5 protein-coding genes are annotated in these 22,574 nt (G+C 71.9%); 3 read left to right on the forward strand and 2 right to left on the reverse strand.

Annotated elements, in window-relative coordinates:
• Positions 1–16: 16 nt before the first annotated feature.
• Entirely contained in the window at positions 17–961 is a 945-nt protein-coding gene (locus SX243_00370; protein MDY7091402.1) for a glycosyltransferase, read from the reverse strand.
• Between the two features lie 53 nt (positions 962–1,014).
• Here SX243_00370 and SX243_00375 point away from each other — a divergent pair, with 53 nt between their 5' ends.
• Both SX243_00375 and SX243_00380 read left to right on the forward strand, forming a co-directional pair.
• Positions 1,015–7,914, forward strand: coding sequence for an amino acid adenylation domain-containing protein (locus SX243_00375; protein ID MDY7091403.1), 6,900 nt, complete (start codon positions 1,015–1,017; stop codon positions 7,912–7,914).
• Positions 7,911–10,349, forward strand: coding sequence for an ABC transporter permease (locus SX243_00380; GenBank protein ID MDY7091404.1), 2,439 nt, complete (start codon positions 7,911–7,913; stop codon positions 10,347–10,349). The genes SX243_00375 and SX243_00380 overlap by 4 nt, the downstream gene beginning before the upstream one ends.
• Position 10,350: 1 nt before the next feature.
• On the opposite strand, the gene SX243_00385 is transcribed toward SX243_00380, so the two are convergent.
• Complete coding sequence (locus SX243_00385; protein MDY7091405.1) at positions 10,351–11,190, reverse strand: hypothetical protein; 840 nt, start codon at positions 11,188–11,190, stop codon at positions 10,351–10,353.
• 59 nt (positions 11,191–11,249) lie between these two features.
• Here SX243_00385 and SX243_00390 point away from each other — a divergent pair, with 59 nt between their 5' ends.
• On the forward strand, positions 11,250–22,544 hold the full coding sequence (locus SX243_00390; protein ID MDY7091406.1) for an amino acid adenylation domain-containing protein: 11,295 nt from the start codon (positions 11,250–11,252) through the stop codon (positions 22,542–22,544).
• Positions 22,545–22,574: the final 30 nt, after the last annotated feature.

Here is a 22,574-nt window from a genome sequence, read left to right on the forward strand (position 1 = left end):
GCGAGTCTACAACCGGTCAGCGCCGGTTCCGGGTGAGCGCCGCCCGCGCCAGCATGCGCCAGGCGTGGGCCGTCCACGGGTGATGGCGCAGCAGGCGGGCGGCCCAGCGCCACGCCGGTCCCACCTCCCCGGCGCGGTAATGCTCGCGGCCGATGGTCTCCCAAAGCTTGGCCTCCAGGTGCGGACTGCGGCGCAGCAACGCCTCGCTGCGCTGGCGCACCCGCTCCAGGCTGGCGATGCGCTGGGCCGATGGGGTGGACTTGCTCAGGCTCTCCGCGCCGACGCGGTGGACGATGACCTGCACCTCCCGCAGAGCGTCGAAGGGCTCTCCGGTAGCCACCAGCCGCAGCAGCAGATCGGTGTCCTCGGCGAAGCTCAGGGAGTCGTCGAGGCCACCCACCTCGCGCAGCAAATCCCGCCGCACCACCAGACCGAAGCCGGTGCCGATGCGGCTGGCGTCGTACTCCGCCCGGCGCTGCTCGTCGGCAGTGCGCGGCGGCGCGTCCGCCGGCCGGTCGAAGTGGGGGCCCCAGGTCCGCTCTTCGACCAGCGCTTCCCCCTCCGGCAGATCCCGCACCATGCGCAGAGCGCACCAGAGAAACCCCAGCGGCGGATCCCAAGCCTCGATGCGCCGATGCACCGCCGAGAGCATCCCCGGCAGCAGCTCGTCGTCGTCGTCGAGGAAGGCGATGTACTCACCCCGAGCGAGCTCGATCCCGGCGTTGCGAGCCACCGCCGGACCGCCGGCAGTCGCCCGCGCGATGTAGCGAAGGCGTGGATCTCGCTGCGAGCGCTCCGCCACCAGCCGCCGGGTCGCCGCGTCGTCGGCGTCGTCCACCACCACCGCCTCCCAATCCTCCCAGGTCTGGGCCGCCACGCTGTCCAGGGCTCGTGCCAGCAGCTGCGGCCGGCGAAAGGTGGGCACGACGACGGTGAAGCGCGGTGGTTCGGCAGGGCTCATGAGCAAAGTCTAAACCAGAGCCAGGGTGCCGACCCGGGCGGGAGCTGCCGACGATGAGCGGGCAGAAGGGACACACCGCCGTGGCGGTGATCGGCCTGGCGGGGCGCTTCCCCGGCGCCGCCGACGCCGATCAGCTGTGGAAGAACCTCCTCGCCGGCCAGGAGGCCGTCCGCGATATCTCCCCGCAGGAGCTCCAGAACCTCGCCGAAGAAGCCGGCCTCGACCCCGACACCTTCGACGACCCCCACCTGGTCAAGCGCCGCGGATGGCTCGACGACATCGACCGCTTCGACGCGCCCTTCTTCGGCATCAACCCCCGGGAAGCCGAGCTCATGGACCCCCAGCACCGGCTCTTCCTCGAGGTCGCCGCCCAGGCCCTCGACCGCGCCGGCCACCCCGACGAGGCCGCCGGCCCCATCGGCGTCTTCGCCGGCACCAGCCTCGCCGGCTATCTACTCCACAACGTCTTCCCCCACCTGCGCCAGCGCGGCTTCGACACCCCCTGGCCGATGATCCTGGGCAACGACAAGGATCACCTCGCCACCCGCGTCTCCTACCTGCTGGGCCTCACCGGACCCTCCATGCTCGTCCAGACCGCCTGCTCCACCGGCCTCACCGCCGTCCACATGGCTCGCCGGGCGCTCCTGGCTGGCGAATGCGACCTGGCCCTCGCCGGCGCCAGCTCGGTGCGCGTGCCCCAGGCCATGCCCCACCCCTACCAGCAGGGCGGCATCAACTCCCCCGACGGCCGCTGCCGGCCCTACGACGCCGGCGCCCAGGGCACCATCGGCGGCAACGGCGTCGCCGCCGTCGTCCTGCGCCGGCTCGACGAGGCTCTGGAAGACGGCGACACCGTCCTGGCGGTGATCCGCGGCTCCGCCCTCAACAACGACGGCCACCGCAAGGTCGGCTACACCGCCCCCAGCGTCGAGGGCCAGGCCTTGGCCATCCGCGCCGCCCTGGAAGAGGCGGACATCGACCCCGCCACCGTCGGCTATGTCGAAGGCCACGGCACCGGCACCGCCCTCGGCGATCCCATCGAGATCACCGCCTTGAACCGCGCCTACGGCTCCTTCGGCTCGCAGCTCCCGCCCGGCAGCTGCGCCCTGGGATCGGTGAAGAGCAATCTGGGCCACCTGGACACGGCGGCGGGGATCGCGGGCTTGGTCAAGGCGGTGCTGGCGGTGCGCCACGGGGTGATCCCCCCGACGGTGCACTTCGAAGAGCCGAGCCCGCAGATTCCGTGGGACCGGGGCCCGTTTTTCGTTCCCCGGGGCGTGAGCCCGTGGCCGAAGCCGGAGGGTCCGCGGCGGGCGGGGGTGAGCTCCTTCGGCCTCGGGGGCACCAACGTCCACGTGGTGCTGGAGCAAGCGCCGGAGCGGCCCGCTGCCGAAGAGACTTCGGAGGAACCACGAGAGCACGCGCTGGTGCTGTCGGCGAAGACGGCGACGGCGCTGGAGCGCACGGCGGAGGGGCTGGCAGCCTACCTGCGGGAGCATGAAGAGCTCTCTCTGGCCGCTGTGGAGCATACGCTGGCGGTGGGGCGGCGCAGCCACCGGCACCGGCGGGTGGTCTTCGCCTCGACCCGGGAGCAGGCGCTAGCCGCCCTGGAGGGCCGAGACCCCGACCGGATGCGGGAAGCGGTAGTGGCACGGGAAGCCTCGGCCCGCATCGGCGAAGCGGCGGGTCAGGACCGGCAATCGGCGCTGGAGGCCTGGCTCCAGGGCGCCACCCTCGAATGGCGGTGGAGCAGCCCCGGCGCCCGCCGGATTCCCCTGCCGCCGACCGCCTTCGACGATCATCGATTCTGGGTTCGGGGATCCGTCGAGATGGGGAGGGGCGACGATGCGGTGCCCACCCCGAGTCTCGGCGAGTCCGACGCGGAGCCCCGGTGGCAACGTCTCGACGCAGGCCCAGTTCTAGGCCCCCGTCGCCGTTGGTGGCTATGCGGCGGCGGCGAAAGCGCAGCGCGCCTGGCGGCGGCGTTGGAAGCCCGGGGTCACGAGGTCCTGGCGGCGGCAACAGATGCGGATCCGTCGGCTTCCGAGGCTGGGGTTGGTCTCGTCCTCCTGGGCTCGGGCTGGGACTCGCCGGCGGCCGCGTCGCCGGAGCTGGCGGCGGCAATGGCAGACCGTGACGGCCCGAGCTGGTGGCTCACCCGCAGCCGGGAGGCGGTGTTCGGAGCTCCAGAGAATCCAGACCCCGGCAGTGCCGAGGAGGAGAGCTCTTGCGAGGCTCTGAAGGAGGTGCTGGAGGCCGACGGCGTTCACCGACTGGACCTGCCACCGTCGACCGAGCTCCTCGACACCGCCTGGGCGGAGCGCGTCGCCGACGAGCTCTGCGCCGCAGCCCCCCTGCGGCGGGGTGCTCTCTACGGTCGCTTCCGCTGGTCCCTGGGCGAGCCTCCCCGGCCGGCACCTCGCTCCACCACTGCCGCAGCAGCGGTCAGCAGGCCACCGGATTCCGCGACTAGGGAGAGTGCCGCCGGCTCTCGGGGGCATATTTCCACCCCCTTCGCCGCCCCCACCGAAGAGCTGGAGAAGGCGCTGGCGGCGATCTGGGAGGATCTGCTGGGGGTAGCGCCGGTGGGGCTCCACGACGACTTCTTCGAGCTCGGCGGCCACTCGCTGCTGGGCACCCAGACCATGGCGCGGGTGAGCCGGCTGGTGGGCCGCACGGTGCCCTTGGAAATGCTCTTCGAGACCCCGGTGCTGGGCGAGCTGGCGCGGCGGCTGGAGGCCCCCCAGCCCGCCACCGAAGATAGCTCCGTCGACCTGCCGCCGCTCCTCGCCTCGCCGGAGAGTCCAGGCGGCGAGGGCGAGGCCCCGCTCTCCTTCGCCCAGCAGCGGCTGTGGTTCCTCGATCGCCTCGATCCCGGCAACCCCGCCTACAATCTCACCGCCGCCGTGCGCCTGCGGGGGGCCCTGGACGTTGGCGCCCTGCGCCGCGCTCTGAATCAGCTGGCGCAGCGCCAGGAGAGCCTGCGCACCGTCTTCGCCTTCGTCGACGGACGCCCCGTGCAGCGGGTTCTGCCGGCGCCCACGCCCGAAGACAGGACCGAGACGGAGCTGGAGACCATCAACGCTTCCGCCCTTGAGGGGTCAGCGTTGGAAGAGGCGGCGCTGGCGCTGGCCACCCGGCACAAGAAGCATCGCTTCGACCTCGCCCATGGCCCGTTGTGGATCGCCTCGCTGCTGCGGCGCTCGGAGCAGGACCACGAGCTCTTCCTCGCCCTGCACCACATCATCGGCGACGGCTGGTCCATCGGCGTGCTGCTGGAGGAGCTGGCGGAGCTCTACGCGGCCGAAGTCAAAGGGACGGCGGCGAGCCTGCCCCCCCTGGAAGTGCAATACACCGACTATGCCCGCTGGCAGCGCCAGGTGCTCGGCTCCGGCGGCCTCGCTCGGCGGGAGCTGGACTATTGGCGCCAGCGGCTGGCGGGGCTGTCCTCGATGCAGGATCTGCCCAGCGACCGCCCCCGGCCGGCGGTGCAGACCTTCCGCGCCGGCCAGGAAGTTTTGGAGCTGCCGGCGGAGCTCACCGCCGAGCTGCAGCGGCTGGCCCGCCGCGTGCCCGGCGGCACCCTCTTCATGGTGCTGCTGGCGGGCCTCGACGTCGTCCTCGCCCGCCACCTGGGGGGCCACGACATCGCCGTCGGCACCCCCGTGGCGGGGCGCGAGCACGTGGCTACGGAGCGCCTGGTGGGCTGCTTCCTGAACACCCTCGTGCTGCGCTTGGATCTAGGCGGCGACCCCAGCTTCCTGGAGCTGCTGGAGCGCGCCGCAGAGGCCGCCCGGGGCGCCTACGCCCACCAGCACCTGCCCTTCGAGCAGCTGCTGGAATCGCTACAGCCGGAGCGCGACCTGAGCCGCACGCCGCTCTTCCGCGTCTTCCTCAATCTGCTCAACCTGCCCAGCCAGCGCCGCGAGGTACCGGGGTTGGAGATGGACCTCTCCAGCACGCCGGAGGTGAGCTCGAAGTTCGACATCACCCTCTACGCCAACCAGCGAGACGATCGCCTGCGGCTGGTGTGGGTGTACAACGCCGACCTCTTCGACTCGGTGCGCATGGCCTGCATGGCGGGCCAGCTGGCAACGGTGTTGGGGCAGGCGGTACGGCGGCCGGAGAATCGCCTCTCCTCCATCAGACTCCGTGGTCCGGGAGAAGAGGCCCTGCTGGAGGAGCCGGAGAGCTCCCCCGATGCGGTCCTCCCGGATACCTTCCGCGGCACCGTCGCGGAGCTCTTCCGGCAGCGCACCGAGGAGGACCCCCAGCGCCCGGCGATCCTCCACGGCGAGCGCCGCTGGAGCTATGAGGAGCTGGACCGTTGGAGCGGCGCCCTGGCCCGCCGGCTGCGGTCGGGGGGCTTGGCACCCGGTGAGATCGTCGCAGTGTGGGCCCATCGCAGCCCGGCGGTGGCGGCGGCGGTGCTGGCGGTGCTGCGGGCCGGCGGAGTGTTCATGCTCCTCGACCCCGCCTACCCGCCACTACGTCTGCTCTCCATGCTCGAGCTGGCACCGCCGGCGGCGTGGTTGAGCCTGGAGGAAGCGGGACCGGAGCCCGCGGAGCTCGACGCTTTGTTGCGCGATCTTCCCGACGGCCGGCGAATCTCCGTCGCTGCCGTGCCTCCGGAGCTCGGCGCGGAGGAAGCTGGGCTCGAAGACGTCCCCCGCGGCGCCGACGACCCCGCCTGTGTGACCTTCACCTCCGGCTCCACCGGCGTCAAGGCGGTGCTCGGGCGCCACGGCTCCCTGAGCCATTTCATGCCTTGGCAGGCGCGGGCTTTCCAGCTCGGCGCCGACGACCGTATCTCCATGCTCTCGGGGCTGGCCCACGACCCGCTGCAGCGGGATCTCTTCACCCCGCTGATGATCGGCGCCGCCCTGGTGATCCCCGAGCCCGAAGCCATGGAGAGCCCGGTGGCTCTGGCCCGCTGGCTCGCCGAGAGCGCCGTGACGGTGAGCCACCTGACCCCTGCCATGGGCCAGCTCTTGACCCAGGCCCTGGGTCATGGCCCCCAGCTGCCGGCGCTGCGGCGGGTCTTCTTCGTCGGCGATCGGCTGCGGCGCCACGACGTCGCCCGCCTGCGAGCCATGGCGCCGCAGGTGCAGTGCATCAACATGTTCGGCTCCACCGAATCCCAGCGGGCAGTGAGCTATCACCGCGTCGCCGTCGACACCGGCGGCGCCCAGGCGGCGGAGCACGAGGTGCTGCCCCTGGGCCGCGGCATGCCGGGAGCCCAGCTGCTGGTACTGGACGGCGAAGGCCGCCCAGCGGGCATCGGCGAAGTGGGGGAGATCGTGGTGCGCTCTCCCCATCTGGCCCTCGGCTATCTGGGAGACGACGCCCTCACCGCCCAACGCTTCTTCACCGATCCCGAGACTGGCGTCCGCTGCTACCGCACCGGCGACCTGGGCCGGCTGACCCCCGGCGGCGAGGTGACCTTCGCCGGGCGGGCGGATCAGCAGATCAAGATCCGCGGTTTCCGCATCGAGCCGGGGGAGGTGGAGGGCTGCCTGCTGGAGTCCCCGGAGGTGGGGGAGGCCATCGTGGTGGCACGTTCGGAGACCTCCGGGGGCACCTCTGCTGAGTCCATCGGCGACGTGCGTCTGGTCGCTTACGTGGCTCCTGCCGAAGGCGCAGAGATCGACCCCGTGGAGCTCCAGCGCCGCGTTCGCCGGAGGCTGCCGGAGATGATGGTGCCGTCGGCTTTCGTGGTGCTGGGCGAGCTCCCCCGCACTCCCAATTTCAAGATCGACCGCCGCGCCCTGCCGGCGCCGCCCCGGGACCGCTCCCTGAGCGACCGGCCCTACGAGGCCCCCCGCAACGCCAAGGAGCGGCGGCTGGAGCGCATCTTCCGCGAGCTGCTGGGGCTTGAGCGGGTGGGCATCCACGACGACTTCTTCGCCCTCGGCGGCCACTCGCTCTTGATGATGCAGCTGGTGGCGCAGATCCAGGAGATGGCGGGGGTCGAGATCCCTCTCTCCCAGGTCTACCGCGAGCCCACCGTCGCAGCCCTGGCCCGGGCGGTGGAGGAGATGCAGCCGCTGGTGGTGCTGGGCGCCGAGCTGGCACCGGAGGAGCGCCGCAGCGAGGTACTGGTGCCGCTGCAGCCGGACGGCGAGCGCCCGCCGCTCTATCTGGTGCATCCCGGCGGCGGTCATCTGCTCAACTACCGTGAGCTGGCCCGGGAGCTGGCCCCGCACCAGCCTCTCTTCGGGCTCCAGGCCCCAGGGGTGGGGGACGGCAGCGTCGAGCCCCTGGAGACCATCGAGGCCATGGCCCGTCGCTACCTGCAGGCGGTGCGCCGCCGTCAGCCCTCCGGGCCTTATCACCTGGCAGGCTATTGCATCGGCGGGCTGGTGGCCTACGAGATGGCCCAGCAGCTGCACCGGGACGGCGAGAACGTCGCCTGGCTGGGGATCCTCGACACCGTCGCCCGGCGCCACCAGCGGGACGCCGACCCGCGGTGGGTGGACGGCGTGGCGACCTACTATTTCGCCGCCGAGCTGGGACTGCAGATCGCCCCCGAGGAGCTTCAGGAGACCTCTCCCGAAAGCTGGGGCGACCTGGTCTGGGAGCGGCTCCAGGAGCGCGCTCCGGGGGCCGCCCAAAGCCTTGGCGAGGCAACCTACCGACGGCTCTACCGGGTCTTCGTCGCCATCCGGCGGGCCGCCTGGGCCTATGCTCCGGAGCCCTACGCCGGCTCCCTGCACCTGTTCACGCCGCGCATCTCGTCCCGGCAAGAGACTGAAGAAGAGGAGCTGCTGGGCTGGCGCGACCTCGCCCGCGGCGGCATCGAGCACCGCATCGTTCCCGGCAGCCACACCACCATGCTCTCGCCGCCCCAGCTCCAGGTCCTGGCACAGGTCCTGGTCCAGGAGCTATGCCGCCAGAAGCCGACTCGTCAGAAACCGACCGGTCAGAATTCCACCAGAGGGCCCGCCTCATGATGCGATCCCTGCGCTTCAGTCTCCGCGCCCTGCGCCGCTCCCCGTTCTTCGCCGGCGTCGTCATCGGCATCCTGGCGCTGGGGTTGGGGGCCACCACGGCCCTCACCAGCATCGTCGACACGGTGCTGGTTCAGCCTCTGCCCTTCGACGACCCGGAGGAGCTGGCGGTGGTCTGGGAGCAGCGGCCCCAGGTGGGCGACCAGAGCTACCTGGTGACCCCCTCGGACTTTTTCTACTGGCGCGAGCGGGCGGAGAGCTTCAGCGCCCTCTCGGCCTATACCGAGGCTTTCTTCAACTTCGCCGGCGACGAATTCCCCGTACGCCTGGCCGGGCTCATCGCCAGCCCCGATTTGCTCCAGACCCTGGGAGTGAGCCCGCTGCGGGGCCGCCGCTTCGCGCCCTCCGACGCCGAGACCGGCGCCGCCGACGTGGTCATCGTCAGCCACGGCTTTTGGCAGAACCAGCTGGGAGCGGCCCCCTTGGAAGGCCTCACCGTGCGCCTGGACGACACCGTGGGCCAGGTGGTGGGGGTGCTGCCCCCGGATTTCCTCTTCCTGGGCAAGAGCTTCGACGTGCTGGTGGTCTACGCGCCGTCCCCCCAAGGGCGGGCCAACCGCCAGGCTCACTTCCTGACGGTGGTGGGGCGGCTGGCGCCGCAGGCGAGCTTCCAGCAGGCGGAGGAAGAACTGGGCCGCCTGGCGGAGGAGCTGGCCGCGACCTTCCCGGACACCAACACCGGCCACGGCGCCCGGGTGGTGCCGCTGCGGCAGGAGCTGGTGGGGGCGGTGGAGCCGGCGCTAATGGTGCTCCTGCTGGCGGTGGGCTGCGTCCTGCTCATCACCTGCACCAACGTCGCCAACCTGCTGCTGGCCCGGGGAGCCACTCGGCACCAAGAGATGGCGGTGCGCGCCGCCTTGGGCGCCAGCCGCGGCCGGCTGCTGCGCCAGATGCTGGTGGAAGGACTGGTGCTGGGACTGCTGGGCGGGGTGGTCGGTCTGGCGGTGGCCTGGCTGGGCATCGAGGGCCTGCGCGCCCTGACCCCGGTGGAAGTACCGCGTTTCGACCGGGTCGCCTTCGACTGGCGTCTCTACGGTTTCGCCCTCGCCCTGTCCGTGCTCACCGGCCTCGCCGTCTCTTTGATTCCGGCGCTCCACGGCTCGAAGGTGAATCTGACCCAGGCTCTGGGGAGTGCCGGCCGCTCCCAGGGCAAGGGAGGAGCGGGGCGCGGCCTGCGCACCGCCCTGATCACCGCCGAGGTCGCCCTGGCGGTGGTCTTGCTCATCGGTGCCGGCCTGCTTCTGCGCAGCTTCTCCGCCTTGGTGGCAGTGGATCCCGGGTTCTCGGCGCGCAATCTGGTGACCCTCGATCTCTCGGTGCCGTCGTCCCGGCTGTCGGAGGGCGACGATCCCGGCGCTTTCCTGCACCGGCTGCTGGAGCGCTTGCGGGAAGAGCCCACCATCGAGGCCGCCGCCGCCACCTCCCATCTGCCCATGAGCGGCGAGGACGGCAGCCGCTCTTTCATCATCAGCGGTCAGGAGGGCGCCGGCCAGGAAGATGCCTTGGTAGCCGAGTACCGGCGCATCAGCGTCGACTATGCGGAGACCCTGGGCATTCCCCTGCTGCGGGGCCGCACCTTCACCGCCTTCGACTCCGCCCTGCCGGGGGTGGCGATGGTCAACCACACCTTCGCCGAGCGCTATTTCCCCAACGGCGACGCCCTGGGGCGCAGTCTGTTCATTCGCGACGGAGCGGAGGAGGTACCGCGGGAGATCGTCGGCATCCTCGGCGACGTCCACCATTTCAGCCTCGACCAGAGCCCGCGGCCGGAGATCTACGTGCCCATGCTGCAGCGGCCGTGGCCGTCCATGAGCCTGGTGCTCTCGACCACCGGCGGTCCCGATGCGGCGGTGCAAACGGTGCGGCGGACGCTGCAGCAATTCGACCCCGGCCTGCCGGTGGCCAACCTGCGCACCGTCGAAGAGGCGGTGGGACGGTCGGTGGCCACGGAACGCTTCAGCGTCGTCCTGCTGGGGCTCTTCGCCCTGCTGGCGACCCTCCTCGCCGCCTTCGGCATCTACGGCGTCCAGGCCTACCTGACCCAACAAATGCGCCGAGAGATCGGCATCCGCATGGCCCTGGGAGCCACCTCCCGGGACATCCTGCGGCGGGTGCTGGAGCGCGGGCTGCTGCCGGTGGCCTTCGGACTGGGCCTCGGCCTGGCTCTGGCCTTCGCCTTCGCCCACCTGCTGGAGAGCCAACTCTACCAAGTGCAAGCGCTGGACCCCGGCACCTTCGTCCTGGTGCCGGTGGTGCTGGGCACGGTGGCCCTGCTGGCCTGCTATCTGCCGGCCCGGCGGGCGCTGCGGGTGGAACCGGGAAAGCTGTTCGAAGAGCGAGAACGACGTGAGGAATCAAGCCGCCATGACCCGCCCTGAGTCAGCCATCGCCCCCGGAGGCACCGATGCGCTCCAGCACTTCGCGCTCCTGAGCGTCGAGGTCGCCGGGGGGCGCTGCGTCGACCTTCTCCCGGCGCTTGGAGTTGACCCGGGTGTAGCGGTTCACCGCCAGCCGCAGCCAAGCGTAGAGACCGGGGCGGGGCAGATCGAGATCCCGCAGCAGGCCAGCGAAGCCGCTGACGGTGCGCAGCCTGGCGAGCTCGATGCGCGCCACCCGCAGATCCCGGGCGCAGAACCAGCTCTCGTAGTGCCGGCACCGGCGGGCGATCTCCTGGGTGTACCAAAAACACAGCTGGTAGTCCGTCAGCTCCTGCCAGCCGGGCAGCGGCAACACATGGGGATCCTCCGGCGACAAATACCAGCGCAGCCCCTGGACACTGCGGCCAGGGACAGTTTCCAGGCGCAGCATGCTCAGTGCCACCGCCCGGGATTCCCGGGAGAGGATCACCAGATCCGGCCGCAGCCCGAGCTCCACCAGGGGCTCGAGAAAGCCTTTGCAGAAGAGATGACTGGTCTCGGCGTAGAGCTTACCCTCCACCGCCGCCATGGCCGGGAGCTTCTCCTCGAGGAGAAAACGCCGGGCGAGATCCGGATCCTGCTGTGCCTCGCGCATCACCTCGGTGAGCCAGGGCCGCGGCTCGTGGCGGGCGGCGAGACCGGGCACCAGGCCCAGGACGGCGGTGAGAAAGCCGGTGCCGCTGCGGCCGGTGGTGCAGGTGAGGATCAACCGGCGCCGGGAGAGGGCCCGCACCGCCTCCTCCGGCGACAGCTTCGGAGCGCCCTCGGGAGTGGAAGTGGGAGTGGGAGTGGAATCCGCCATGGCCAGAGGACTGTAGCAGCCCTCGGGGGGCCGGGTACGGTCCAGGAAGGGCGGGCAGCATGAGCCGCAAGAAGCACATCGAATCCTTCTACCCCCTATCCCCGACCCAGCAGGGAATGCTCTTCCATTCCCTGGCGACGCCGGGCTCGGGGATGTACGTGGGCCAGATCAGCTTCCAGCTCCAGGGGGCGCTGGACGTCGCCGCCCTGCGCCGGGCCTGGCACCAGGTCACCGAGCGCCACGGCGTGCTGCGCACCTCCTTCCGCTGGCAGGAGCTCAAGGAACCGGTGCAGGTGGTGGACCGCCGCCCCCAGCCCACCTTCATCGAGATCGACCTGCGGCGCCTCGGCCCCGAGGACCAGCGGCGGTGCCGCTCCCAGGTCTTCCGGGAGGATCAGCGCCGCGGCTTCGAGCTCACCCGTCCGCCGCTGGTGCGCATGACCCTGCTGCGCTGGTCCGACGGCGACAGCGAGCTGCTGTGGACCCGCCATCACCTGGTGGTGGACGGCTGGTCGGTGTCGCTGCTTTTCCAGGAGCTGCTGCGGCGCTACCAGGCACTGGTGGACGGCTCCTCCCTGCCTCTCGATCCCGCCCCCCGCTTCCGCGACTACATCGCCTGGCTGCGGCGCCAGGACCAGGAGGCGGCGGAGGCCACCTGGCGCCAGGAGCTGGCGGGTCTCGGCGAGCCGGCGGTCTTCGACTACGGCACGCCGGAGGATCCCGCCGCCACCGGCGAAGCACGCTGGGGGGATCTGGCGCACGAGGTGCCATGGTCCACCACCGCCGCCCTGGGCGTCCTGGGCCGCGGCTGCGGCGTCACCCTGGCGACCCTGGTGCAAGGCGTCTGGGCGCTGCTCCTGGGCCGCTACCAGGACCGCGGCGACGTGCTCTTCGGCACCGTGGTGGCGGGCCGCCCACTGGAGCTGCCGGGAGCCCAGGCCACCGTCGGTCTGTTCATCAACACCCAGCCTCTTCGCGCCCGGCTGCCCCGGCAGCAGAGCTTCCTCGACTGGATCCAGGGACTGCAGCGCCATCTTGCGGAGCTGCGCCACACCGAGCATCTGGCACTGCATCAGATCCAGGGCTGGAGCTCCATGCCCCGCGGGCAGGCGATGTTCGAGACCCTGCTGGTGTACGAGAACTATCCCGTGGATCCGCTGCTGCTGGGCGAGTCCCAGTCGGTGACCCGAGAGGAGGCGACCCAGGACCTGGCCGGCCGCGGCCTTGCCGCCGGCGGCCTGCGCATCGTCCGCCACCACGCCCGGGAGCGCACCAACTACCCTCTGACGGTGGTGCTGCGCCAGGGCAAGACCCTGCCCATGAGCATCATGTACGACCGCACGCGCATGTCGGCGGCGGATGTCCAGCGCCTGCTCGGGCATTTCCACCGCCTACTGGAGGAGGTGGGGGCGGATCCCCGACGGTCGCTGGACGCTCTGCCCTGGATGTCGGCAGCGGAACGGCATCAGCTGCTGGTGGCCTGGGACGGCCCGGTGGAGCCACCGCCGGAGGAGACAACCCTCGACGGCCTGGTTGCGGCCCAGGCCCGGCGCACCCCCGACGCGCCGGCGGTGGTCCAGGGCGAGCAGCGGCTCACCTACCGCCAGCTGATGGCCGGAGCCCGGCGCGTCGCCGCGGCCTTGATCGCCGCCGGAGTGGCCCCCGGTGACCGCGTGGGCCTGGGCTTGGAGCGGACGCCGCAGCTGCTGGTGGCGCTCCTCGGCGTGCTGCGCGCCGGCGCCGCCTACGTGCCCCTGGACCCGGCCTACCCGGCGGCGCGGCTGGCACTGATGATGGACGACGCCGGCCTCGAGCTGGTGCTGGCGGAGGCCGGCTCGGAGCTCGGCGCCCGGGCGCCGGAGGGCTGCCGCGTCCTCAGCCTCGAAGAGCTACTGGCCTCGGGAGATTCGGCTGGCGAGGACGCCGAAGAGGCATCGCTCTCCCTGCCCCAGTCGCCGGCCTACACCATCTACACCTCGGGCTCCACCGGCAAGCCCAAAGGCGTGATGGTGCCCCACGGCGCGGTGGTCAACTTCCTCACTTCCATGGCCCGAAAGCCGGGGCTCGAAGCCGACGACGTGCTGGTGGCGGTGACCAGCCTGTCCTTCGACATTTCTGTATTGGAGCTCTTCTTGCCGCTGACGGTGGGGGCGAGGGTGGTCCTCGCCGACCGCCAGCAGGCCTCCGAAGGCCGGCGGCTGCGCCAGCTGCTGGAGGGCCAACTGCTGGAGGAGAGCGGCGCCACCGTGATGCAGGCGACCCCCGCCACCTGGCGGCTGCTCACTGCCAGCGGCTTCCGCGCCCGGCCACCTTTCCGCCAGCTGTGCGGCGGCGAAGCCCTGGGCCGGGAGCTGGCCCAGCAGCTACGCGCCAATGGCGCCGAGCTGTGGAACCTCTACGGCCCCACGGAAACCACCATCTGGTCCAGCGTCGCCGCCGTCGATGCCGGACCACGGGATACCGGCCCGGTGCATCTCGGGCGCCCCATCGCCAACACCCAGCTGCGGGTCCTCGACCACCGGCTGCGGCTGGTACCCCTGGGCGCCCCGGGGGAGCTGGCCATCGGCGGCGCCGGAGTCACCCAAGGCTATTTGCACCGCCCCGCCCTCACCGCCCAACGATTCGTTCCCGACCCCTACGCCGCGGTCCCCGGCGCCCGGCTTTACCGCACCGGCGACCAGGTGCGCCAGCGCGCCGAGGGCATTTTGGACTACCTGGGCCGCATGGACTTCCAGGTCAAAGTGCGCGGTCACCGCATCGAGCTGGGGGAGGTGGAAGCCGTGCTGGAAGCGCTGCCGGAGGTGGCGGCGGCGGTGGCGGTGGTGCGCCGGGACAGCAGCGGCGAAGGCCGGCTGATGGCCTACGTGGTGCCCGAAGAGAGCCACGGAGAAGATCCCTCTCTCACCGTGGACGAGCTGCGGCGGCGGGCCGGCGAGGCGCTGCCGGCGGTGATGGTGCCGGCGGTGGTGATGCTCCTGGACGCTCTGCCCCTGACCCCCAACGGCAAAGTGGACCGCAAGGCCCTGCCGGAGCCCAGCAGCGAGCGCCCGGAGCTGGCCACCGAGCTGGTGCAGCCCCGCAGCGAGGCGGAGAAGACCATCGCCGAGATCTGGCGCCGCGCCCTGGAGCTGGACGAGGTGGGGCTGGAGGACAACTTCTTCGACCTCGGCGGCCACTCGATCCTGGCCATCCGCGTGCACGAGGAGATCGAACGCACCTTCCAGGCGGAGCTCAGCTTGGTGGAACTCTTCGAGCATCCGACGGTGGCCGCCCTGGCTCGCCGAGTGGTGCGCGCCCCCGCTTCAGGAACCGAGGCTTCGGAGGCGCGGCCGTCTCGTCGTCGCCGGGCTCCCCGCGGCGACGAGGCCGTGGCGGTGATCGGCCTGGCGGGGCGCTTCCCCGGCGCCGCCGACGCCGATCAGCTGTGGAAGAATCTCCTCGCCGGCCAGGAGGCCGTCCGCGATATCTCCCCGCAGGAGCTCCAGGCCCTCGCCGAAGAAGCCGGCCTCGACCCCGACACCTTCGACGACCCCCACCTGGTCAAGCGCCGCGGGTGGCTCGACGACATCGACCGCTTCGACGCGCCCTTCTTCGGCATCAACCCCCGGGAAGCCGAGCTCATGGATCCCCAGCACCGGCTCTTCCTCGAGGTCGCCGCCCAGGCCCTCGACCGCGCCGGCCACCCCGACGAGACCGCCGGCCCCATCGGCGTCTTCGCCGGCACCAGCCTCGCCGGCTATCTACTCCACAACGTCTTCCCCCACCTGCGCCAGCGCGGCTTCGACACCCCCTGGCCCATGATCCTGGGCAACGACAAGGATCACCTCGCCACCCGCGTCTCCTACCTGCTGGGCCTCACCGGACCCTCCATGCTCGTCCAGACCGCCTGCTCCACCGGCCTCACCGCCGTCCACATGGCTCGCCGGGCGCTCCTGGCTGGCGAATGCGACCTGGCCCTCGCCGGCGCCAGCTCGGTGCGCGTGCCTCAGGCCATGCCCCACCCCTACCAGCAGGGTGGCATCAACTCCCCCGACGGCCGCTGCCGGCCCTACGACGCCGGCGCCCAGGGCACCATCGGCGGCAACGGCGTCGCCGCCGTCGTTCTGCGCCGGCTCGACGAAGCCCTGGAGGACGGCGACACCGTCCTGGCGGTGATCCGCGGCTCCGCCCTCAACAACGACGGCCACCGCAAGGTCGGCTACACCGCCCCCAGCGTCGAGGGCCAGGCCCTGGCCATCCGCGCCGCGCTGGAGGAAGCGGACATCGACCCCGCCACCGTCGGCTATGTCGAAGGCCACGGCACCGGCACCGCCCTCGGCGACCCCATCGAGATCACCGCCTTGAACCGCGCCTACGGCTCCCTCGGCTCGCAGCTCCCGCCCGGCAGCTGCGCCCTGGGCTCGGTGAAGAGCAATCTGGGGCACCTGGACACGGCGGCGGGGATCGCGGGCTTCGTCAAGGCGGTGCTGGCGGTGCGTCACGGGGTCATCCCGCCGACGGTGCACTTCGAAGAGCCGAGCCCGCAGATTCCGTGGGACCGAGGCCCGTTTTTCGTTCCCCGGGGTTTGGCCCAGTGGCCGAAGCCGGAGGGTCCGCGGCGGGCGGGGGTGAGCTCCTTCGGCCTCGGGGGCACCAATGTCCACGTGGTGTTGGAGCAGGCGCCGGAGCGGCCCGCTGCCGAAGAGACTTCGGAGGAGCCACGAGAGCACGCGCTGGTGCTGTCGGCGAAGACGGCGACGGCGCTGGAGCACACGGCGGAGGGGCTGGCGGCCTACCTGCAGGAGCATGAGGAGCTATCTCTGGCGGATGTGGAGCACACGCTGGCGGTGGGGCGGCGCAGCCACCGGCACCGGCGGGTGATCTTCGCCTCGACCCGGGAGCAGACCCTGGCCGCCCTGGAGGGCCGAGAGCCCGCCCGGGTCCGAGGCGCCGAGAGAACCGGCCGCGCCCGCTGGACCGCCTTCCTCTTCCCAGGCCAGGGCACCGCCTGGGCCGGCATGGGCCGCCGAGCTTTCGACTCCCAGCCGGTGTTCCGCCAGGCGCTGGAGCGCTGCGACGAGATCCTCCGCCAGCCCCTGGGAGAATCGCTCCTCGAGGCTCTCTACGGCGAGGGCGCCAGCGACGAGGCGCTGGCCCAGACGCGCCTCGCCCAGCCCGCGGTCTTCGCCCTCTCCTACGCCTGGGCCGAGCTGTGGGAGAGCTGGGGCGTGGCTCCGGATGTGATGCTCGGTCACAGCCTGGGGGAGTACGTCGCCGCCCAGCGCGCCGGCGTGCTGGCGCTGGAAGACGCCCTGCGGCTGGTGGCCCGGCGCGGCGAGCTGATGCAGCGCCTGCCCGCCGGCACCATGCTGGCCTTGAGCCTCTCGCCGCAGCGCTTCCGCGAATTGTTGGAGGAGATGGACGGGGAGTGGGTCTCGGCGGTGGACCTGGCGGCGGAGAACGGGCCGGAAGCCATCGTCGCCTCCGGCCCCGACGAGGTCATGGCGGCGCTGGCGGAAGCGCTGGAAGCCCGCGGCATCGAGAGCCGCCGGCTACGCACTTCCCACGCCTTCCACAGCTCGATGATGGATCCGGTCTTGGACGAGTTCCGCCGCGAGGTGGCGGCGGTGCCGCTGCGGCCGCCGCGGGCGGAGATCCTGTCCAACGCCAGCGGCGAGGAGCTGAGCGCCGAGGAAGCGACCTCCCCGGAGTATTGGGTTCGCCACCTGCGCAATACGGTGCGCTTCGGGCCAGCTCTGAAACGGCTGCTCGAACAGGACGACGCCGACCAAGGCAGTCCCTCTCAGAACTCCCCCGGACTGCTGTTGGAGGTCGGCCCCGGACGCGCCCTTTCGGCGCTGGCCCGCCGGATGGTGGCGAGGACCAGCACAGTGCAGGTCATCGCCTCTCTACCCCGGGAGCGCGACGGCGAAGAGCCCCGGGAGCCCCGCCGGGCCGCGGCGGAGGTCTGGCTCGCCGGCGGCGCTCTCGACTGGCGCCGTTTGCCCGCCGCCGGCCGCCGGGTTCCGCTGCCCCCGACCAGCTTTGACGATCATCGTTATTGGGTCCAGGGATCCGCTCCGGCGGAGACGGACCAGCAGATTTACCTGCACCTGCCCACCTGGCGCCAGGGCGATGCGCTGAACAAGGGGGAGGGCAACAAGGGGGAGGCTAACGAGGCGGAGGGCAGCACCGCCGAGAACCAAGTGCCCCGCCGTTGGCTGGTGCTGGCGCCGAACGGGGAGCTGGATCCGCGGCTCGCCCCGGCCCTGGAAGACCTGGTGGAGCCACCACGATGGTTGGTCGCCGGCCCCGAGGCCCCCTTGCCGGAGCTCATCGAGGGGGCTTTGGAGGATCCGGGAGACGGCGAAGGGCGCGGAGTGCTCTGGCTCACCGCCGGCTGGCAGGCCGGCGAAGCTGAATTCGAAACCCTGCCCGCGCTCCGCCTGACCCAAAGCCTGGCGCGACATGCCGAGAGCCTCGGCCCGGTGATCCTCTTGAGCCGTGGCCAGGAGGAGGTCTTCGGCGACGAGACTCCGATAACCCAAGCCTGGCTTGCACCGGCGCTGGCGACGCAGCTTCGCCGAGCCGGGCTGGCGGCCCGCTGCGTCGATCTGCCGCCGGCGCCGGGCAAGAATCTCGCCCGGCACCTGCAGGCAGCGCTGGCCACCGCCAGCGAGGCCGCAAACGATCCCCGCAACGCCCAGCGCGGCAGCTTCTGGTGGAGCGCCGGCAGCCGGCTGGAGAGCGCACCGGAAAACCTCACGGAAGAAAAGCCCGCACCGGACGCCGATGGCGAGGAGGGGATCGAGACCGTGCTCTGCACCGGCGCCGAGGATCCGGCCCTGCTGGCCCTGGTGTTGGCGCTGGCCCGCCGGCGACCGCTGCGCCTGGCGCTGCTCTCCCGCGGCACGGTCTCCAGTGGCACGGTCTCCAGTGGCACGGTCTCCAGCAACACGATCTCCCAGGGTATTGAGACGTCCGGCGGCGAAGCCGCGACCGAGACCACGGAGCTCCTCGAAGCCATCGAGGCCAGCGCCCGGCAGCTCTGGCAGGAGACTCTGCCGCCGGAGGGCGAGGCAGGAGCGGAGGCGGTGGCCACAGCGGCGCTGGAGCGAGCGGCGGCGACCCTGGGGCCCATCGATCTCTGGCTCCACCGCCGCCCCGGCGAGGAAGGGTCCACCGAGGAATTCTCGGAGACAAGCGATCTGGGTACGGTGGATGTCGACGCCGCGGCCCGGGGGCTGGAGCGGGGCCGTCGGCAGCTGGCGCAGCTGGATGAGCTGGTCCAACAGGTCGCGCCCCGCCGGGCGGTCTTGCTGCAGGATCTCGCCGAGGTCTACGGCAGCAGCCTGCCGGCGCTCCTGCGTGCCGAACAGGCCATGGCCTGGGGCGAGCACCAGGCCCGGGGAGGCTCCTCCTGGCGAGTTTTGACCCTGCCCCTGACGGCTGGCGGAGGCCGATTCGAGACCGGGGGGCCGGAGCGGTGGCTGGTGCTCTTCGATCACGCCCTGGCGCTGCCGGGGCTGACGCGGGCGACCCTCGCTCCGCGCGACCCTCGGGCCGCCCTGTCGCGACCCGAGCAGACCGCCCCGCCGGCGGCGAGTCCCAGCGCTCCACGGCCCGCCACCGGCGCGCCCTTCGAAGCCCCCGCCAGCGAGACCGAGAGGCGGCTGACGGAGATCTGGGAACAGCTCCTGGGCGTCGCCCCCATCGGCCGCCACGACGATTTCTTCGAGCTCGGCGGTCACTCGCTGCTGGCCACCCAGGTGCTGGCGCGGGTGCGCGCCGTCCTCGGCCGGGACCTGCCGGTGCGCAGACTCTTCGAGGCGCCGACGGTGGCAGGGCTGGCGGCGGCGCTGGAGAAGCCCGAGGACGCGCCGGCAGAAGCGGCCGGCGACGAGACGGCTCCGCCCCTCGAGCCGGTGGAGCGGGACGGCGCGCTGCCCCTCTCCTTCGCTCAGCAGCGCCTGTGGTTCCTCGACCAGCTGGAGCCCGGCACGCCGGTCTACAACCTGCCCTTCGGGCTGCGCCTCGAAGGCTCGCTCCAGCCCGAGGCCCTCGCCGGCGCCTTTTCCCAGCTGCTCCGGCGCCACGAGGTGCTGCGCACGCGCTTCGAGAGCGACCGCGGCGAGGCCCGCCAGGTGGTCGAGGACGAAGCGTCCATCGCCCTCCCCACCGTCGACCTCGGCGGGCTGCCGGCAGGCCCCCGGGAGCGCGAAGCCCGACGACTAGCGGAGGTGGAGGCGCGGCGGCCCTTCGACCTGTCGCGGGGGCCCCTGCTGCGAGTCCTGCTCTTGCGCTGTGATCCCGGGTTGGCCCCGCAGGATCACCGCCTGGTGGTCACCGTGCACCACATCGCCGCCGACGGCTGGTCCCTGGGGGTGATGGTGCGGGAGGTCGGCGCCCTCTACCAGGGGCGGTGCCGGGACACCGACGCCGACGACGCCGAGCTTTCCGGATTGCCAGGGCTACCGGAGCTGCCGGAATTGCCGATTCAATACGCGGACTTCGCCGCCTGGCAGCGGCGGTGGCTGGCCGGCGAGGTTCTCGAAGACCAGCTCGGCTACTGGCGCCGACGCCTCGGCGACCGCACCCCGAACCTGGAGTTGCCCACGGACCGGCCGCGGCCGGCGGTGCTCAGCCCCGACGGTGGTGAGGTGCGCCTCGAGCTCCCGGCGCAGCTCTCCGCCGAGCTCCAACGCCTCGCCCGTCGCTCCGGCGCCACCCTCTTCATGGTCTTGCTGGCGGGCTTCGAGGCACTGCTCCATCGATTGACGGGGCAGACGGATCTGGTGGTGGGCTCACCGGTGGCGGGCCGCACCCGGGTCGAGACCGAGGGGCTCATCGGCTTCTTCGTCAACACCCTGGTGCTGCGGGTCGACGCCGGCTTCGAGCGGAGTCTTGGCGATCTGGGCTTCGGCGCGCTGCTGGAGCGTGTGCGGGAGACGTCCCTGGAAGCCCAGGGGCATCAGGAGCTGCCCTTCGAGCTGCTGGTGCAGGAGCTCCAGCCGGACCGCGACCTCTCCCGCAGCCCCCTCTTCCAGGTCTTATTCATCCTCCAGAACACGCCCCTGGAGCCGCTGCACCTGCCGGACCTAGCGCTTCTGCCCTGGGATCTCAGCACCGACGCCGCACCCTTCGACCTGACCCTTTCCCTGAGTCAGCGGGGAGAAGCGGTGGCGGGGGAGCTCTCCTATCGGCGGGATCTCTTCGACGCCACCACCGTCGAGCGCTGGGCCGGCGCCCTGCACCGCCTGCTAGCCGCCGCGGTGGAGAATCCAGCGACGCCTATCTCCCGCCTGCCCCTGCTGACGCCGGCCCAGGAGCACCAGCTGAGCCACGAGCTCGCCCCCGGGCCCGCGCCGACCGAGCCCAAGGCTACCGGCGACGAGACGCTGGCGACGCGCCTCCGGGCGGTGGCCGACGAGCATCCCGATTCGGTGGCCATCGTTGACGCCGACGGCGAGACCACCTACGGCGAGCTGCGGGACCGCAGTCTGCGCCTCGCCGCCCGCCTGCGGGCTGCAGGGATCGGACCGGAATCGCCGGTGGCGGTGGCGCTGGAGCGCCGCAGCCGTCTGGTGGCGGCGCTGTGGGCGGTGGCCGCCGCCGGGGGAGCCTTCGTGCCCCTGGATCCCCGTCACCCGGTGCGCCGGCGCGCCCAGGTGTTGGAAGACTCCGGAGCGCGGCTGCTGCTCGCCGACCGGGCGAGCGCCGAAGCCCTCGACGCCCAGGGCCCCGAGGGGCAGACGCCGAGCCGACCCTCGACCCAGCGCCTGGTGCTGGAGGACGTGTCGACTGCGGATTCCTCGGAAGCAGCCCTTTCGGAGGAGGAAACTCCCGCCCGCGGCGACAGCCTCGCCTACGTGCTCTACACCTCCGGCTCCACCGGTCGACCCAAGGGAGTGGAGGTCCGCCACCGCTCGCTCCTGGCCTTCCTCGACGCCATGGCCGAGCGCCCGGGCCTCGACGCCGGCGACACCCTGGCGGCCATCACCACCCTGACCTTCGATATCTCGCTGCTGGAGCTCTTCCTGCCGCTGACCCGCGGCGCCCGGCTGGCACTGGTGGACGCCGAGACCGCCGCCGACCCCTACGCCCTGGGACGGCGGCTGCAGGACGTGGGGGCGACGGTGATGCAGGCCACCCCCGCCGGCTGGCATCAGCTGCTGGAATCCGGCTGGGGCAACCCCGCTGGCTTGCCCACTGGCCTGCGAGTGCTGTGCGGCGGCGAGGCGCTGCCCCGGCCCCTGGCCCGCCGCCTCGCCGCGGTGGCGCCGGAGGTGTGGAACCTCTACGGCCCCACCGAGGCGACAGTGTGGATCGCCACCGCGCGCATCCCCGCTCTTTCCGAGCCGCCGGCGGAGGACTCGGAAGGCTCCCGGGGCGAAGAGTGGCCCATTCATTTGGGACAGCCCCTGCCGGGAGCGCGGCTGGAGGTTCTCGACCGCCATCATCAGCCGGTACCTCTGGGAGTCACCGGCGAGCTCTACCTCGCCGGCCCCGGCCTGGCCCGCGGCTATCGCGGTCTGCCGGCGCGCACCGCCGCCGCCTTCGTGCCCGACCCCCGCGCCGGGAAAGCCGGCGGACGCCTCTACCGCACCGGCGACCTGGTACGCCGAGATGGCCGGGGGCGGTTGATCTTCCTCGGCCGCGCCGACCATCAGGTCAAGGTGCGCGGCTACCGCATCGAAGTGGGCGAGGTGGAGGCGGCGTTGCTGCGCCACCCCGGGATCCGCCAGGCGGTGGTGACGGCACCGCCGGCTCAGGACGGCGACGCCCAGCTGGTGGCCTATCTGGTCACCGGAGGCGAGGGGGTAGATTCCGAACCGGCCGGCCCCGAATCGGATCACACCGAGCTGGAAGTCTCCGAGCTGCGGGCCTTTCTGGCGCAGCATCTGCCGGCCTACATGGTGCCCAGCACCTTCGTCTCCCTCGACGCCCTGCCCACCACCAGCAGCGGCAAGGTGGACCGCAAGGCCCTGCCCGAGCCGGAGCGCGCCCGCTCCCGCCGCGCGCCCTTCGTGGCGCCGCGGGATCCGGTGGAGGAAGCGGTGGCGGAAATCTGGCGCGAGGTCCTACGGCTGCCGGAGGTGGGGGTCCACGACAACTTCTTCGAGCTGGGAGGACACTCCCTGCTCGCCACCCAGGTCACCTCACGCATCTTCGAATCCTTCGGCACCGAGCTGCCCCTGCGCCGACTCTTCGCCGAGCCCACCGTCGCCGGTCTCTCCACGGCGGTGCGGGAAGCGCAGACGGAGAGTCTCGACGCCAGCGACGAGGAGCTCCTCCGGCGGATCGAGGAGATGAGCGAGGAGAACCTGGACGAAGCCCTGAGCCAGATGTTGGCGGGCAAGGCGGAGGAATCCTGAACCTGAGGTTACGCATCAGCCGCCGGCACG

The sequence above is a fragment of the Acidobacteriota bacterium genome, assembly GCA_034211275.1.
Taxonomy (GTDB): domain Bacteria; phylum Acidobacteriota; class Thermoanaerobaculia; order Multivoradales; family JAHZIX01; genus JAGQSE01.

Bases quoted from the DNA above. Each gene is read 5' to 3' on its own strand.
- SX243_00385 (MDY7091405.1), bottom strand. From the start codon at position 11,190: ATGGCGGATTCCACTCCCACTCCCACTTCCACTCCCGAGGGCGCTCCG.
- SX243_00380 (MDY7091404.1), top strand. From the start codon at position 7,911: ATGATGCGATCCCTGCGCTTCAGTCTCCGCGCCCTGCGCCGCTCCCCG.
- SX243_00375 (MDY7091403.1), top strand. From the start codon at position 1,015: ATGAGCGGGCAGAAGGGACACACCGCCGTGGCGGTGATCGGCCTGGCG.
- SX243_00370 (MDY7091402.1), bottom strand. From the start codon at position 961: ATGAGCCCTGCCGAACCACCGCGCTTCACCGTCGTCGTGCCCACCTTT.
- SX243_00390 (MDY7091406.1), top strand. From the start codon at position 11,250: ATGAGCCGCAAGAAGCACATCGAATCCTTCTACCCCCTATCCCCGACC.